The organism is Mesorhizobium sp. B2-3-2 (assembly GCF_006442295.1).
Lineage (GTDB): Bacteria > Pseudomonadota > Alphaproteobacteria > Rhizobiales > Rhizobiaceae > Mesorhizobium.
The window spans coordinates 560,039-575,697 of the sequence record NZ_VFWA01000002.1; the positions used below are offsets into that span (position 1 = coordinate 560,039).

Below are 15,659 nucleotides of genomic sequence, written 5' to 3' on the forward strand. Positions count from 1 at the left end.
CGTTGCATTGTCGTGCGAGGTGCGCAGTCGCCGTCGCGTCCAAGGAGTTGGCCCGCGTGGGGGCAGAAGCCAAAAAAGAACTTGGAACGCAAAATCCCCTTCAACCAGGATTTGTCGAGAGCGAACGCGTGTCATCCAGACTGGCCGACATGGCGCATGTAGAGCCGTACGAAGTCCGCTACGAGCCGGGCCCCGACGAGCTCCGCGTCCTTTACCGAAGGGAAGCCCAGGCGAAGCGAAGATTGGAAGCCCGGCCTGGGCTTTGGATCGCCGTGGCCATCTATCTCCTGTTTTCGGCAACGGATCTGCTGCTGATCCCGGACGTGGCGGCCTATACGATCATGGCGCGCTTCGCCGTCGGCGTGACCGCGCTGTCGATCCTGGAGGCGCAACTTCGCCGGGGAGTGGCCACGGAATGGCTCGACGTGACTTGCGCCGGGGCCATCATTTTCGGCTATATCGGCTGGTTGTTCCCGGCCTTTATGAGTGCGGACAAGGAAAGCGTCGCCTACTATATGGTATTCGGCACCATATTCATGATGAGTGCAAATCTATTCTTTACATTCAGTTTCAACTTGTCGATCGTGACATCAACCATCATCATGTGTGTCTTGTATGTCGTGAACTATTTTGTGCCTGCCACGGCAACATACAAAATGGTATTCGGCGCCTTCTATGTTTCGTGCTTCACTTTCACGTCCTATGTGAACTGGAAGCTGAACGAGGAACGCTACAACGTCTTCCTGAACGCGCTGGAAGCCAAAATCCAGCACAAGGAAGCCACCGAACGCGGCAAGGCCCTGCTGCGGCTGTCGCGGACCGATCCGCTTACGGGTCTGGAGAATCGACGGGCGATCGACGAAAAGCTGCGGGACTACTGGGGGGAGTGGCAAAGGGTCGGCACCAGTTTCGTGGCGATGCTCATCGACGTGGACTTCTTCAAGAAGTTCAATGACTGCTACGGCCACCAGGAGGGCGACCGTTGCCTTATCCACGTCGCCAATGCCCTGCGGGATATGATCAGGGAATACGATGGCTCGATCGGTCGCTACGGCGGCGAAGAATTCATCGTCCTGGCCCGCATGGAGAACAAGGATCAGATCATAGATATCGCGGAAGCCATTTGCCGCACGGTCGAGAACCTGGCGCTTACCCACGAACTGCGGCGCGACGGCATCTCGGTCGTGACGGTAAGCGTTGGCGCCGCATTCACAAGGACGCAGACCGGTGCCAAGCTGGAGAAGATCATCCACGAGGCCGATCGCGCACTCTATCTGGCAAAGGCAGGCGGTCGAAACTGTGCCCGGCTGTTCGACCCAACCGATCCCCAGAGCAGCGACGAGAGCGAGAACATTGCGGCTTTGCTGAAGATCGCGATCGGCCAGGATCTCGTTTCACTGGTCTATCAACCGATCCAGGATGTCGCGACGGACCGGGTGGAAGCGGTGGAGGCCTTGATGCGCCTCAAAATGCTGGACGGCACATCGGTCCCGCCGAGCCTGTTCATCCCCGTAGCGGAGCGAACCGGCGCCATCCTGGAACTCGGGCGCTGGGCTATCAGGACTGTGTGCGCCGAGCTCCTTGCGCACGATCATGTGCGCGTCGTCAGCGTCAACGTCTCTCCGATCCAGCTCAAGACGCCCGGCTTCGCGGCGTCGGTCGCGACCATACTGGGCGAGACCGGCGTAACCGGCAACAGGCTGGCCTTCGAGATCACCGAGGGGCTGGAGATGGAGATGCATTCGGACATTCTTCGCTGCATCAGCGACCTGAAGCTGCTGGGGATCAAGATCTGGCTTGATGATTTCGGCACCGGCTTCGCTGGCCTCTCGTGGCTTCGTCTGATCGATTTCGATACGGTGAAGATCGACCGCTCCTTCCTTCACGACTGCGCCACCCCGAACGGCAAGGCAATGCTCCAGGACATTGTCACCCTGGTCCGAAACCGCGGCCACAAGATCCTGGTCGAAGGGGTGGAAACGGACGAGCAGATGGCTCTCATGCGCGAATTCGGCATTGACAAGGTCCAGGGCTTTCACGTCGGCCGTCCCGCTCCGGCCGGGAGTTTCCAGGCAAAGCGGACCGTCAAGCGTCCATTCACCGTGCTGAAATCCGCCTGATCCGGGCTGGGGCAGGTCCCGCCGATCCAGGCGGCGGGTCCTGACGATCGCTCGTCAATGCGTGGCGCAGTGCCATGTTGGGCAAGAACACCGTCAACCGTTCCGAGGGAGGCCAAACCGGGACCGTCGGTGTCCGAGAGCGGCGAGACCCCATCGGCGAAAGTCCGCATCTGCCGAACCATTGAAGGGCGCTGCGGCGCAAACTCAATCTCCCTATCCCGTCAGTTTTGAAATCTTCTCGCTCATTTAATTCTACCAAATCGGTAGTATTAATGAATAAGGACCGCGAGGAGAGCCCGATGACGAACAAGCTTGTGGTGGGAATATCCGGTAACCTGACCCGCCCATCGAAGACCAAGGCCTTTATCAGCCATATCGCCGGCGAGACGGCGAACCGCATCGGGGCGACCTCGGCTATATACGATATTGAAAATTTCGGTCCGTCGCTGCCGGCGGCACGGCGCCTCGGCGATCTCGATCCCGCGGCCCGCGCCATCGTCGAACAACTGGTCGGCGCCGATGTGCTGGTCGCGGGGTCGCCGACCTTCAAGGGCAGCTACACCGGGCTCTTCAAGCATTTGTTCGATCTGCTCGATCCGTCGTCGTTGCGCGGGAAACCGGTCATCCTTGCCGCGACGGGCGGCGGCGAACGCCACTCGCTGATCGTCGAACATCAGCTGCGGCCGCTGTTCGGTTTTTTCGAGGCGCTGACCGTGCCGACCGCGATCTATGCATCGGACAAGGATTTCGCCGACGGCGTCCTGGTGTCGGAGGCAATCCATGCCCGCGCCCGGCAGGCGGTTGCCGAGGTTTCCCGCGTCGTCGGGACCGCACACAGCGTCGGCCTCGCCGCCTGAACTCCAATGGTTTTCGAACAGAGGGACCCAGCCATGACCATCAAATCGAGACAGATCAAGCTCGGCGCCTTTCTACCCGGTGGCGGCCAGCATGTCGCCGCCTGGCGCCATCCCGACGCTCCGGCCGACGGCGCGACCAATTTCGAGTTTCACAAGCAGCTCGCGCTGACCGCCGAACGCGGCCTGTTCGATGCCTATTTCCTCGCCGACAACCTGACGGTCGGGCTTGGCGCCCGCGAAGGCGGCAACGCCAAGATCGCGGGCTTCGAACCGGTGACTTTGTTTGCGGCGCTGGCGCCGCTGACGACGCATCTCGGATTCATCGCCACGGCCTCGACCACCTATGAGGAGCCCTACACGCTTGCCCGTAAATTCGCCTCGCTCGACCTCTTGTCGAATGGCCGGGCCGGCTGGAACGTCGTCACCTCGGCCGGCGACGACACGGCGCGCAACTTCAACCGCGACATCCAGCCCAACCATGCCGAGCGCTACGCACGAGCGCATGAGCATGTCGAGACGGTCAAGGCGCTGTGGGACAGCTGGGAGGACGACGCCTTTATCCGCGACAAGAAAACGGGCCGCTTCTACGACAAGGACAAGCTTCACGACATCGACCACAAGGGTGAGCATTTCAGTGTCAAAGGGCCGCTCAACGTGCCCCGTCCGGTGCAGGGCCACCCCGTGGTCGTGCAGGCGGGCCAGTCCGAGGATGGGCGCAAGCTCGCCGCGGTCTCGGCTGAAGTCATTTTCACCGCGCATCAGAACCTTGCCTCCGCGCAGGAATTCTATCGCGACATCAAGACCCGCGTGGCGGCGGCCGGCCGCGACCCCGAACAGGTGCTGATCATGCCGGGCGTGGCGCCCTTTGTCGGCCGCACCGAAGAAGAGGCGCGAGCCAAGTATCAGCAATTGAACGACCTGATCCTGCCCGAGGACGGCGTCGCGCTGCTCAACGGGCTTGCCGGTCAAACGCTCGATCTCAGAGGCTATCCGCTCGACGGACCGCTGCCGCCGAGCCGCGAAACCGAAGGCATGAAAAGCCGCCAGGCGCTGATCCGCCAGATCGCCGACGAGCACAACTTCTCCATCCGCCAGCTCTATCAATGGGTCGCGACCGCACGAGGCCACTACACCGTTATCGGCAGCGCCACCCAGGTCGCCGACCAGTTGGAGGAATGGTTCAGCAACGAAGCCGCCGACGGGTTCAACATCCTGCCGCCATGGCTGCCCGGCGCGCTAGACGATTTCGTCGACCTGGTGGTCCCCGAATTACAGCGGCGCGGCCTGTTTCGTACCGCTTACGAGGGCAGGACGCTGCGCGAGAATCTTGGCCTCAAGCGGCCGCAGAACCCCTGGACGGTCGCCCGTTCGACCGTGCTCGCCGCCGAATGATGCGTTGAAGCGAAAGGCATGACGATGACTTTGCAGCACATTGAACGGCCGACCGGCATCGGCGCGCAGGAAAACGGCAACGGGCTCGGTGCCGATATTCTGAGCCTCGCTGGCCGAACCCTGGCGCGCCTGCTGTCGCGCTATGGCGTGCTTCTGGGTTTCCTGGCGCTCTGGCAGGCGGCGGCGAGTGGCGGCTGGGTCAATGCCGCGGTGTTGCCGCCGATCGACATGATCGTCGTAGCGCTCTGGAAGGGCCTCGCCGGGGGCAGTCTGCTCGGCGACGTCGCCATCAGCCTGCAGCGCGCCGGCCTCGCCTTCGCCGCGGCGGCTACGGTCGCCATCCCGCTCGGCCTCGTCATGGGTCAGGTCCGCAGCGTCGAGACGGCGCTCGATCCGATCCTCCAACTGTTCCGGCAGACCTCGGCGCTGGCGCTCTATCCCGTCTTCATCCTGCTTCTGGGTCTGGGTGAGGCCTCCAAAGTGTTCGTCATCTTCTGGGCGACGCTGTTTCCGCTGCTGCTCAACACGATCAGCGGCGTCAAGGAGGTCGATCCGAAGCTGCTCGAAATGGCGCGCGTCTACGGCGCCCGGCGGCTCACCATATTCCGGCGCGTCGTGCTGCCGGGCGCCGTGCCTTCGATCTTCGTCGGGTTGAGGCTCGGCGCGACCACCGCGCTGCTGCTGCTGATCGCCTCGGAAATGATCGGCGCCAACAAAGGCATCGGCTTCCAGGTGATGAACGCGCAGTACAATTTCCAGATCCCGCTGATGTTCGCGTCGATCGTGATCCTGGCCGCGCTCGGCCTGATCGCGAACCAGGTGCTGGTCAGCCTGCAGCGGCGGCTTTGCCGCTGGAGCAGTTCCGCCGGTTGAACAGCCGCCCCCATCATCGTCATTTTTTGAAAGTGAAAGGCCGGATCATGACTATCATCACACGCCGCTCGCTGCTTCTGCGCGCTCCTCTTGCCGCCGGCATCATCGCCGTCGGGTTACCGTCGATCGCGCGGTCGCAGGCCGCTTCCGTCAAGATACGCTATCTCGCCAGCCGCGGGAGCATCTCTCCGCATGAGCTCGCCGACCAACTCGGCTATTTCAAAGGCCTCGGCATCGAGCTCGAGAATGTCGGCTATGCCGGCGGCGGCCCGGAATCGTTGTTCGCGCTCGCCTCCGGCAGCGTCGACCTGGGTTCGGCCGCCACGCCGGCGGTGATCAACTCGATCGCCGGCGGCAACGACTTCGTCGCCGCCTATCCGAGCAACGGCATCAACAGCCAGGTCAAAAGCGTCTTCTATGTGCTGGAGGACAGCCCGATCAAGTCGATCGCGGACATCGCCGGCAAGACGATCTCGGTCAACACGCTCGGCGCCCATCTCGACTACGCGGTGCGTGAGGCGCTGCACAGCGTCGGCCTGCCGCCGGACGCCGCCAAGCTCGTCGTCGTGCCCGGGCCGCAACTCGAGCAGACCTTGCGCTCGCATCAGGTCGATGTCGCCGGACTCGGCTACTGGCAGGCGACTTTCGCCGGCGCCCTGGTGGCCAATGGCGGTGTGCGCGGCGTGTTCAACGACGCCGACGTGCTGGGCGAGATCGCGGGCGGCTTCGTCGTGCTGCGGCGGGATTTCATCGTCGCCAATCGCGACGCCGCCAAAAACTTCGTCGAACAGTCCGCGCGTGCGGCCGACTGGTCGCGGCAGAACCCCGACGAGGCACGCAAGGTGCTGGCCGAAATCCTCGACAAACGCGGCGAGAACGGCGAACTGGCGCGCTACTGGACGGGTTTCGGCCTGCGCGAAAAGGCGGTGGCGACCGACCGCGACATCGACTTCTGGGTGGCTGTGCTCGAGCGCGACGGCCGCTTGCCGAAAGGCAAGCTCAAGGCTGCCGACATCCTCTACCGGCCAGGCGAAACCAAGACCAATTGAGCAAGGGGGCACCCAGCATGGCCACAGCACGCGGCGAGGTCACGATCCGCGACCTATCGAAGTCCTTTGCGCTCGGCGGGCGCTCGCTCGCCGTGCTGCGTTCGCTCAATCTCGACATCCGCTCCGGCGAGTGCCTGGTCATTGTCGGCGCCAGCGGATCGGGCAAGACGACATTGCTGCGCATCCTTGCCGGGTTGGAGACCGCCGACGAAGGCGCCGTTGCGATCGACGGCAAGCAAATAAAAGGCGTCGGCGCGGAGCGGGCGGTGATCTTCCAGGAACCGCGCCTGCTGCCCTGGCTGAGCGTGCTCGGCAATGTCGCCTTCGGCCTCGAAGTTCGCGGCGTGCCCAAGGCGCAGGCCGAGCAGAGGGCGCGCTTCTACATAGCGCTGGTCGGTCTTGCCGAGTTCAGCGATGCCTACCCGCGGCAGCTTTCGGGCGGCATGGCGCAACGCGTCGGCATCGCCCGGGCGCTGACGGTGCAGCCCGAGATCCTGCTGCTCGACGAGCCGCTCGGCGCCCTCGACGCCATGACCAAGATCTCCATGCAGGAGGAACTGTCACGCATCTGGAGCGAGGAGAACGTCACCATGGTCATGGTCACCCACGATCTGGAGGAGGCGATCTATCTCGCCGACAGGGTGCTGATCCTGCCCAAGGAGAAAGGCGGCGCGGCACGGCTGATCAGCGTCGACCTGCCGCGCCCGCGTGACCGCAGCGAAAGCCGCTTCGTGCGCCACCGTGAAGAGTTGCTGCGCGAATTCGGCCTGCACTGAGGCCTCGACGCGCTCGCACGTGTCGAGGCGCTTTCCCGGCTAAGCCTTCCGCGCTTCCTTCATGTTGGGCAGGAACACCGTCAGCAGGCCCAGGAACGGCAAATACGAGCAGATCTGGAAGACGAAGTCGATGCCCTTCATGTCGGCCACGATGCCGAGCACGGCTGCCGCTATGCCGCCGACGCCGAAGGCGAAGCCGAAGAAGATGCCGGCGATCATGCCGACGCGGCCCGGCACCAGTTCCTGCGCGAAGACGACGATGTTGGAGAAGGCCGACGACAGGATCAGGCCGATCAGCACCGTCAACACCATCGTCCATTCCATGTTGGCGTAGGGCAGCGCCAGCGTGAAGGGCAGCACGCCGACGATGGAGAACCAGATCATCGCCTTCTGTCCGTAGCGGTCGCCGAACGGACCGCCGAGCAGGATGCCCAGCGCCGAGGCGCCGAGGAACAGGAACAGCATGACCTGCGACATCTGCACCGAGACGTCGAACTTATGGATGGCGTAGAAGGTGTAGTAGCTGGAGAGGCTGGCGATGTAGGCGTTCTTGGTCAGCACCAGCAGCGTCAGCACGGCCAGCGCGCCCATCACCTTGCGGCGCGGGAAGGGCGAAACGAAGCTGGACGTCTTGCGGTTCGCCTGCGTGGCGCGCAAGCGGCTGTACCAGCCGCCGACCTGCCACAACACGACGATGCCGATCAGCGAGCCGACGGCGAACCATGAAATGCTGGTCTGGCCGAAGGGCACGACGATGAATGCCGCCAGCAGCGGTCCCATGGACTGGCCGAAATTGCCGCCGACCTGGAACAGCGACTGTGCCAGGCCGAAGCGGCCGCCGGAGGCGAAGCGGGCGATGCGCGAGGATTCCGGATGGAAGATCGCCGAGCCGATGCCGATCAGCGAAGCGCCGATCAGGAGCAGCGTGTAGTGGCCGGCATAGGCAAGCACGATCAGGCCGATCAGCGAAGAGGCCATGCCGTAGGGCAGGGAATAGGGCATCGGCCGCTTGTCGGTGATCATGCCGATCACCGGCTGCAGCAGCGACGCGGTCACCTGGAAGGTAAAGGTCAGGAGGCCGATCTGCCAGAAATCGAGGCCGTAATTCTCCTTCAACAGAGGATAGATGGCCGATAGCAGCGATTGCATGATGTCGTTGATGCAATGGCAAAAACTCACCGCCAGGATGACGGTGAAGGCTGTCGCCTGGGCTGAAGCATGGCTGGCGGTCGCGGGAGGGGCGACGGCTGTCGTATCGGTCAAGGCAGGCTCCGTAGTCTTTTTGGCGGGTATATGCCACAGGCAAGCTGGCGGACGCTCCTGCGGCCGCTTTGGGAACGGATGGCTTATAGGCTGCTTGCAGGACGACTTCTTTCGTGGTTTGGTCCAATAGTTTCGCAAGTGGGCCATAGCTTATGCCGCATGGCAGGGAAATTTTTCACGCTGATAGTGCCGACCTCGAGCAGTTGCACGAGCGTCGCTGGCTATGGCTGGAGCAAGTGGCCGGGCCGGCGGTGGCGTTGCCGACCGAATATCCCGACGGCTACCATGTGCCGCGGCACCGCCACAGCCGCAGCCAGTTGCTGCATGCGCTGGTCGGTGTCGTGCTGGTGACGACGCGGCACGGGCGCTGGATGGTGCCGCCCGATCACGCCATGTGGATTCCGGCGGGAACCGAGCATTCCGTCGAGATGCTGGGCGATGTCTCGATGCGCTCGGTCTATGTCATGCCGGGAGCGATCCCCGGACTGCCGGAAGGCTTGCGCGTCGTCGGCGTCACCGACCTGATGCACAGCCTGATCGTGGAATCGGAGAAACTGCCGCAAGGCGGCGTGCTGGAAGGGCGCGGCGGGCTGATCATGAATCTCCTGCTGCACGAAATCCCGACTTTGCCGGAGCGGCCGCTTGGCCTGCCGTTCCCTTCCGATCCCAGGCTGGCGGCGCTGTGCCGGCGTTTCGTGGCGGCACCGTCGCCGCGCGCGACAATCGACGAGTGGGCGGACGCCGCCGGCATGAGCCGACGCTCCTTCACGCGCGCCTTTCATCGCCAGACCGGACTGTCGCTATCGACATGGCGCCAGCAAGCATGCCTGTTCGCGGCGCTGCCGAGGCTCGCCGATGGCGAGCCGATCACCCGGGTGGCGCTCGATCTCGGCTATGACAGCGTGCCGGCCTTCATCACCATGTTCAAGCGCATGCTGGGTGCCTCGCCGCGCGGCTATATGCGCGGCGCGCGAGATGCCGGCGAAAACCCGCGGCGCATAGGCGGTCCGATCGCCGCTTGAGGCAGCGCCGATAGCATCAAGCTGATGCGCCAACCCTCGGTCTAAGTTCCATCTACAGGAGCACTGATTGCACGTTGTAATCGGTTTTGCTGCGCTGCGCGCCCGCCGGGATCGACAATCAGTCGAACAGGCTCGACACCGATTCCTCGGTTGCCGTGCGCGAGATGGCTTCGCCCATCAGGTCGGCGATCGAGATGACGCGGATATTAGGAGCGTCGAGCACGCCCTGGGTCGGCTGGATGGAGTCGGTGATCACCAGTTCCTGCAGCTTGGAGCCGCTGATGCGGGCGACCGCGCCGCCCGACAGCACACCATGAGTGATATAGGCGGTGACGCTGGTGGCGCCGTTGGCCAGCAGCGCATCGGCGGCGTTGCACAGCGTGCCGCCGGAATCGACGATGTCGTCGATCAGCAGGCAGTCCTTGCCGGCGACCGCGCCGATGATGTTCATGACCTCTGATTCGCCGGGACGCTCGCGGCGTTTGTCGACGATGGCGAGCTGTGCGTCGAAGCGCTTGGCCAGCGCGCGTGCACGCACCACGCCACCGATGTCGGGCGACACGACGACGACGTTGCCAAGCTGCTTGTATTTCGCCTTCACGTCGCGGGCCATGACCGGCACCGAGAACAGATTGTCGGTCGGAATATCGAAGAAGCCCTGGATCTGGCCGGCGTGGAGGTCGAGCGTGAGCACGCGGTCGACGCCGGCGCGGGTGATCATGTTGGCGACCAGCTTGGCCGAGATCGGCGTGCGGCCGGAGGCGCGGCGGTCCTGCCTGGCATAGCCGAAATAGGGGATCACCGCCGTGATGCGCTTGGCCGAGGAGCGCATGAAGGCGTCGATCATGATGAGCAGTTCCATCAGGTGATCGTTGGTCGGAAAGGAAGTCGACTGCAGGATGAAGACATCCTCGCCGCGCACGTTCTCCTGGATCTCGACGAAGATTTCCTGGTCGGCGAAGCGCCTGACACTGGCTTTGCCCAGCGGGATGTTGAGATAGCGGGCGACCGCTTCGGCCAGCACCCTGTTGGAATTGCCCGCGAAGAGTTTCATGCACCGTTCCTGGTGGAGGCTTTCACCGGGCTTTTAGCGGCCCGCGCGGCTATTGCAAGCACCGTGATTGGAAATCCGCCGGCTAATCCTGGGAAATGTTCGCGCCATCGCGTATGGGCAACACCGGGCAGCGGACCCGGCGCCGCTGCTCCTCCCCGTTGTTCGAGCATCGGATTTCCCCGCGGCCGTTTCCATTCGGGTCCGATGGTTTAGCCCGCCTTGCCGCCGAGCCATGCCGCGAACTGGTCGATGGTCTGGTCGGCGATCGCCTGCATGGTGGCTGGCGCCACCGCTTTCCAGCTGTCGCCGCCGCCGCTGGCGCCGGAATTGGCCGAAGCCGCCTTCTGCTGGCCGTTGATGCGATGCAGGCGGTTGCCCGAAGGATCGTAGACGTCCCACACATAGATGACGGTGGTGTCCTTGCCTTCGGAGATCACCGAGAAATAACCTTTGAGCACATGAGTCGCGGTCTGGTCGGCGCTGCCGGCCAGCGTGATGCCGCGCTGCCTGGCGCGCGTCTGCAACTCCGCCGTCAGCGGCGTGGCCGCTTCCACCGAAGCGCCGACGATCGGCGCGATCTGCAGGCGCGTCCTGGCAAGGATTGCCGCGGTCTGGGCCGGCGTGGCTGACGTCGTGGTCGTTGCAGGAGCGCCCGCCGTGGTCGTGGCAGGGCCAGCCGGGGCCGGGGTGGCGGTGCCGCCGCCCTGGGTTGTCGGCGCCGTGGCCGTGGGCGGGGTGATGGCGGAGGGTTCGAGGACGTCTTTTGCGTTGGTGCAGGCGGCGAGCGCCAGGACCACGAGCAATGACACGGTCGTCACCTGCGATCGTCTCATTTGCCTTCTAACTCCTTGGCGAAGAACGCCTCCCACCCGTGGATTCACTGTACGATCAAGTCGAGATCATGGCGGGAAAGCGGCTTCGGCTGTGATTCGGTGGTGAGATAGGTGCGGCCAAGCGTCATCGCCGTCTCGGTTTCGGAATCCATGATGATCATGTGGGCGAACAGCGTCATGTTCGGCGCGATCGGCTCGGGATTGCCCTGGTAGAACATCGGCATGTCCATCCAGGACGGAGTGAAGCGGGCGCCGACCGAATAGCCGCAGGCATTCAGCCGATGCTTGGTCAGTCCACGTGCCTCCATGACACGGGCATGCGCGTCGAACACGTCGCCGAAACTGTTGCCCGGCGTCATCGCCTTCTCGACCGCCAGCAGCGCGGCACGGGCCGCGTCGAACAAGTCCTGATGGCGCTTCGAGGCCTTGCCGGTCAGCACCGTGCGCATCATCGGCGCATGATAGTGATGAAACACTCCCGCCCATTCGAGCGTCAACTGATCGTTCTTGGTGAGCTTGCGGCGGCCGGCCTTGTAGCGGCACAGCAGCGCGTCGACGCCGGAGCCGATGATGAATTCGTTGGCCGGATAGTCGCCGCCGCCGGCAAAGATCGCGCCTTGCATGGCGGCAAGGATCAGCGCCTCGTCACCGCCCTGCTTGATCAGCGGCAAGGCCGCATCCAGCGCGTCGTCGGCAAGGTTCGCCGCCTTCTCGGCCTTGGCGATCTCGGCCGGGCTCTTGAACAGGCGCAGCCGGCTGACGATGCCGGACGCATCGGCGATCTGGCCGAAAGTCTGCAGCTGCTCGTCGAGGCGGCGGCCATTATAGGCGGTCAGCCCATGAGTGTCGTATTCGACGCCGATGCGGGCGCCGAGCAGGTCGAGCTCGTTCAGCAGATTGCGCAGGTCGACCGCCGGATTGGCGCCATCGCGATCGGTCCACAGCACGATGTTGTCGATGATCGAGGTGTGGCGCGCCTGGCGCAGGTCGGCCGAGCGGGTCAGCAACACCATGGACCCGTCGGCTTTCACCACCAGGCACTGGAAGAAGCAGAAACCGAACGTGTCGTAGCCGGTCAGCCAATACATGCTTTCCTGCGCGAAGAGCAGGATGGCGTCGAGCTTCTTCTCGGCCATCTCGATCACCAGCCGGTCGCGGCGCGCGTCGAATTCGGATCGTTCAAAATGCAGCGCCATCATTCACTCTCCAAGACGATTGCCGACACCTGCCGGCCGTAATCGGGCTCCTTGCGGTGCGTCGTGCGCCGGTAGGAGTAAAACAGATCTTCCTCGGCATAGGTGCAGCGGCCGAGACCTTGCGCGGTCACACCCGCCCTGTCGAGCCGGTCCACCGTGTAGCGGTTGAGGTCGAACATCGAATGACCGGGATTCGCCGAAGGCGCGAAATACCTGTCATTTTCGCCATCGGCCTCGACGAAGCGGGCGACGAATTCAGGCCCGACCTCGTAGTTTTCGGGGCCGATCGAGGGGCCGAGCACGGCGACGATGTTTTCACGGCTGGCGCCGAGACTTTCCATGGCGGCAATGGTGTTCTCGAGCACCCCCGTGAACGCGCCTTTCCAGCCGGCATGCGCCGCGCCGATGATGCGCGCCCCCGCATCCGCGAACAGCACAGGGCCGCAATCGGCGGTCGAGGCGCCGATGGCGATGCCCGGCCGGTCGGTGACGATGGCGTCGGCCTTGGGGCGTTCACCGGCAAAGGGTTCCCTGGCGATGACGACATCAGGCGAATGGATTTGCCAGGCGGTCAGGAGATGGTCCGCCGGCACGCCCATCCAGGCGGCGACACGGCGGCGGTTCTCGGCGACCAGCGCCTGGTCGTCATCCGAGCCGGTGCCGATGTTGAGGCCCTGATAGATGCCGGTCGAGACCCCGCCGACGCGGGTGAAATAACCGTGGCGGATGCCTTGTGCCTGCGCCTGGTCCAGCAGCGGCGACCGCACGGGATCCAGTTTGGTCTGATTCAGCATGTGGGCGTTGTTGTCCGTGTGGGCGGTTTCGTCAAGAAAAAGTCGGAAAGCGAGACGGCCGGCGTTCAGCCGCTCTTTCGCCGGACGGGAGATTGGGAGGGGTGACGGTGAAAAGTCAATCCGCCGTGGCGAAGGGGCAATGCAACGAATCCGTGGAAACGGTTCCTTCGCCGCTGCGCTGTTGAGAGAGCCTTGAACGGAAAAACCCGCCTGTGCGGCGGGTCCCTGGCGCAACTCAGCACCATAACCAAATATCTACCATAGTTGCCTTCACCCTGTCAAGAAAAAATTCCTATCGTGAGTTGCCGGCCATGAAAATGTACCGGCACAACCGGACGGACCGCCGTCAGGCGCTCGTCAATCGGAGCCCGGAGCCTGGGCAAGGGGGCGAACGGCAACGCCGCGCGGCACTATGGCAAGCACCTTGAACAGGTCGCCCATGGCCTGCGGCCCGGCGAGGCGTTCGACATCGCCAGCGATCTTGTCGCGTGCCGCCTGGCTGGCATCGGCGCCAAGCCGGCCGGCGCGCTCGAGAATGCCCAGGCCGAGCAGGAAATCGCCCTGCGTCGACAGATGGGCGTCGAGACCATGCGCGCGCACCACCGCGGCAAGGGCGGTGAAATCGACATGGGAAGTGAGGTCGGCTTGCCCGGGATTGGCCAGCACATCTTCGTGATCATGACGGCGCAAGGCCTGCAACGTGTCGCCGACACCCGGCCGCAGATGGCCATAGTCGACAAACAGGCCGGAGCCGCCATGAGCGGCTATGCGCTCGGCTATGGCCGCCATCAGGGCGGTGCGGGCAGGAGCTATCTCGACGATCGCGCCTTGCGGCGCTTCGCCGGCATCGGCGGGCAGCAGCGTCGGGTCGATGGAGCCGGCGCCGGCGAAGAAGGAAAGATTGTTCGTGGCGTCGAGGCCGACCACGCGCTCGCGCCAGCCGGTGCCGGCGCGGACGAACTGGCGGATGGGGATGGCGTCGAACAATTCGTTGCCGACGATGAAGAGCGGCTGCGGCGGCAGCGTATCGATCGTCTCGTGCCAGCGAATGGAGAAGGGTGTGGCGCCGAGCGTCTGTTTCTGCACCTCTCTCAGGCGCGGGCTGGTCTCGATCATGGCGAAGGCGGCGTCGTTGGCCAGTGCCGGTTCGAGCCGCGACAGGGTGCGAAGCATGTCCTTCATCAGCGTGCCGCGGCCGGGGCCGATCTCGCCGATGGTGACCGGCGTCGGCCGGCCGACCGCCAGCCAGGCCTGGTAGAGCCAGACGGCGACGAGCTCGCCGAACATCTGGCTGATCTCCGGCGCGGTGATGAAATCGCCGGCGGCGCCGAACGGTTCGCGGGTGGTGTAGTAGCCCGCCTCGGGATCGAACAGGCACAATGCCATGTATTCGTTGACGGGGATCGGCCCCGTCGCCTCGATCAGATCGACGATGCGTGCCTTCAGCCGCGTCATGTCGCCTGCGGCCGTGACTGTGGCACCGGCTTGGCTGTCGTCATCGCCCAAATGCCGGCCAGCACCATCGGCGAGGACAGGATCATGCCCATGGTGAGCCAGTTGGTGCCAAGGAGATAGCCGAGCTGCTGGTCGGGCTCGCGGAAGAATTCGACTGCTATGCGCGACAGGCCATAGCCGCAGATGAAGGCACCGCCGACGAAGCGCGGCGTCTTCAGCTTGAGGCGCGAATGCGTGAGGAAGCGCAGCACGAGAAAGAGCACCAGGCCTTCAAGCAGGGCCTCGTAAAGCTGGCTCGGATGGCGGGTAAACGGGCCGCCATTGGGAAACTCGATCGCCCACGGCACGTCGGTTGGCCGGCCCCAGAGCTCGGAGTTGATGAAGTTGGCGACGCGCACGAGGCCAAGACCGACCGGCACGCCGGCGGCCACGACGTCGAACAGCGACCAGGTGCGGATGCCGCGCTTGATCGAAAACAGCGTCATGGCGAGGATGACGCCGAGCAGGCCGCCATGGAACGACATGCCGCCCTGCCAGACGGCGAAGATGTCGAGCGGGTGCGCGATATAGCGCGGCAGGTCGTAGAACAGCACGTAGCCGGTGCGCCCGCCCAGCACGACGCCGATCGCCGCCCAGATGATGAAATCATCGAGGTTCTCCGGCTTCATCGGCAGGATGCCGTCGGGCCAGAGTTTCGGATTGGCGGCGAGCCGCTTGGCGTACCACCAGGCGAACAGGATGCCGACGATGTAGCCGACGCCGTACCAGTGCACCGCCAGCGGTCCGATCCGAATCAGCACCGGGTCGATGTTGGGAAAGGGCAACGAGGCCAGCGGCAGCAGGAAATATTCGTTCAACGGGGAGCTCTCGGTTGCGTTTGGCGCGGACCATGCGGCAGGGTTTTGGCGGGGTCAAGGCAAGGTGGTCGGCGTCAAGGATCGGATCGGATCAGCGCTTGCAGGCCCATCGCGCCGT

Annotated in this window: 14 protein-coding genes; 7 read left to right on the plus strand and 7 right to left on the minus strand. The window is 64.1% G+C overall.

Annotation, left to right across the window (positions count from 1 at the left end):
* Window positions 1–149 precede the first annotated feature (149 nt).
* The 6 genes from FJ964_RS07960 to FJ964_RS07985 all read left to right on the plus strand — a co-directional run bounded on the left by FJ964_RS07960 (window position 150) and on the right by FJ964_RS07985 (window position 7,067).
* Complete coding sequence (locus tag FJ964_RS07960) at window positions 150–2,120, plus strand: EAL domain-containing protein (RefSeq protein WP_140550012.1); 1,971 nt, start codon at window positions 150–152, stop codon at window positions 2,118–2,120.
* Between the two features lie 299 nt (window positions 2,121–2,419).
* Entirely contained in the window at window positions 2,420–2,977 is a 558-nt protein-coding gene (gene msuE, locus FJ964_RS07965) for an FMN reductase (RefSeq protein WP_140549861.1), read from the plus strand.
* A gap of 33 nt (window positions 2,978–3,010) precedes the next feature.
* Entirely contained in the window at window positions 3,011–4,369 is a 1,359-nt protein-coding gene (locus tag FJ964_RS07970) for an LLM class flavin-dependent oxidoreductase (protein WP_140549862.1), read from the plus strand.
* Window positions 4,370–4,393: 24 nt separating this feature from the next.
* The gene (locus tag FJ964_RS07975) at window positions 4,394–5,242 is read left to right on the plus strand and encodes an ABC transporter permease (RefSeq protein WP_140550013.1); all 849 of its coding nucleotides are present in this window, start codon (window positions 4,394–4,396) and stop codon (window positions 5,240–5,242) included.
* Between the two features lie 47 nt (window positions 5,243–5,289).
* On the plus strand, window positions 5,290–6,291 hold the full coding sequence (locus tag FJ964_RS07980) for an ABC transporter substrate-binding protein (protein WP_140549863.1): 1,002 nt from the start codon (window positions 5,290–5,292) through the stop codon (window positions 6,289–6,291).
* 17 nt (window positions 6,292–6,308) lie between these two features.
* A complete protein-coding gene (locus FJ964_RS07985; RefSeq protein ID WP_140549864.1) occupies window positions 6,309–7,067 on the plus strand; it encodes an ABC transporter ATP-binding protein in 759 nt (252 codons plus the stop codon).
* 39 nt (window positions 7,068–7,106) lie between these two features.
* Here the strand turns inward: FJ964_RS07985 and FJ964_RS07990 are convergent, their stop codons facing one another.
* Complete coding sequence (locus FJ964_RS07990) at window positions 7,107–8,330, minus strand: MFS transporter (protein WP_181165220.1); 1,224 nt, start codon at window positions 8,328–8,330, stop codon at window positions 7,107–7,109.
* A gap of 152 nt (window positions 8,331–8,482) precedes the next feature.
* Between FJ964_RS07990 and FJ964_RS07995 the strand changes: the two genes are divergently transcribed.
* Window positions 8,483–9,352 (plus strand): helix-turn-helix transcriptional regulator, encoded by an 870-nt coding sequence (locus FJ964_RS07995; protein WP_140549865.1) that lies wholly within the window; start codon window positions 8,483–8,485, stop codon window positions 9,350–9,352.
* Window positions 9,353–9,470: 118 nt separating this feature from the next.
* Here FJ964_RS07995 and FJ964_RS08000 read toward each other — a convergent pair whose 3' ends face one another.
* The 6 genes from FJ964_RS08000 to lgt form a co-directional block, all read right to left on the minus strand.
* A complete protein-coding gene (locus FJ964_RS08000) occupies window positions 9,471–10,406 on the minus strand; it encodes a ribose-phosphate pyrophosphokinase (protein ID WP_019860650.1) in 936 nt (311 codons plus the stop codon).
* Between the two features lie 209 nt (window positions 10,407–10,615).
* Complete coding sequence (locus tag FJ964_RS08005; RefSeq protein ID WP_140549866.1) at window positions 10,616–11,239, minus strand: hypothetical protein; 624 nt, start codon at window positions 11,237–11,239, stop codon at window positions 10,616–10,618.
* 44 nt (window positions 11,240–11,283) lie between these two features.
* Window positions 11,284–12,435, minus strand: a complete 1,152-nt coding sequence (locus tag FJ964_RS08010) for a Xaa-Pro peptidase family protein (RefSeq protein ID WP_140549867.1) — start codon at window positions 12,433–12,435, stop codon at window positions 11,284–11,286.
* On the minus strand, window positions 12,435–13,229 hold the full coding sequence (gene pgeF, locus FJ964_RS08015; RefSeq protein ID WP_140549868.1) for a peptidoglycan editing factor PgeF: 795 nt from the start codon (window positions 13,227–13,229) through the stop codon (window positions 12,435–12,437). Before pgeF ends, FJ964_RS08010 begins: the two co-directional genes overlap by 1 nt.
* Window positions 13,230–13,586: 357 nt before the next feature.
* On the minus strand, window positions 13,587–14,684 hold the full coding sequence (locus tag FJ964_RS08020) for a class I SAM-dependent methyltransferase (protein ID WP_140549869.1): 1,098 nt from the start codon (window positions 14,682–14,684) through the stop codon (window positions 13,587–13,589).
* Entirely contained in the window at window positions 14,681–15,541 is an 861-nt protein-coding gene (gene lgt / locus FJ964_RS08025) for a prolipoprotein diacylglyceryl transferase (RefSeq protein WP_140549870.1), read from the minus strand. Before lgt ends, FJ964_RS08020 begins: the two co-directional genes overlap by 4 nt.
* Window positions 15,542–15,659 lie beyond the last annotated feature (118 nt).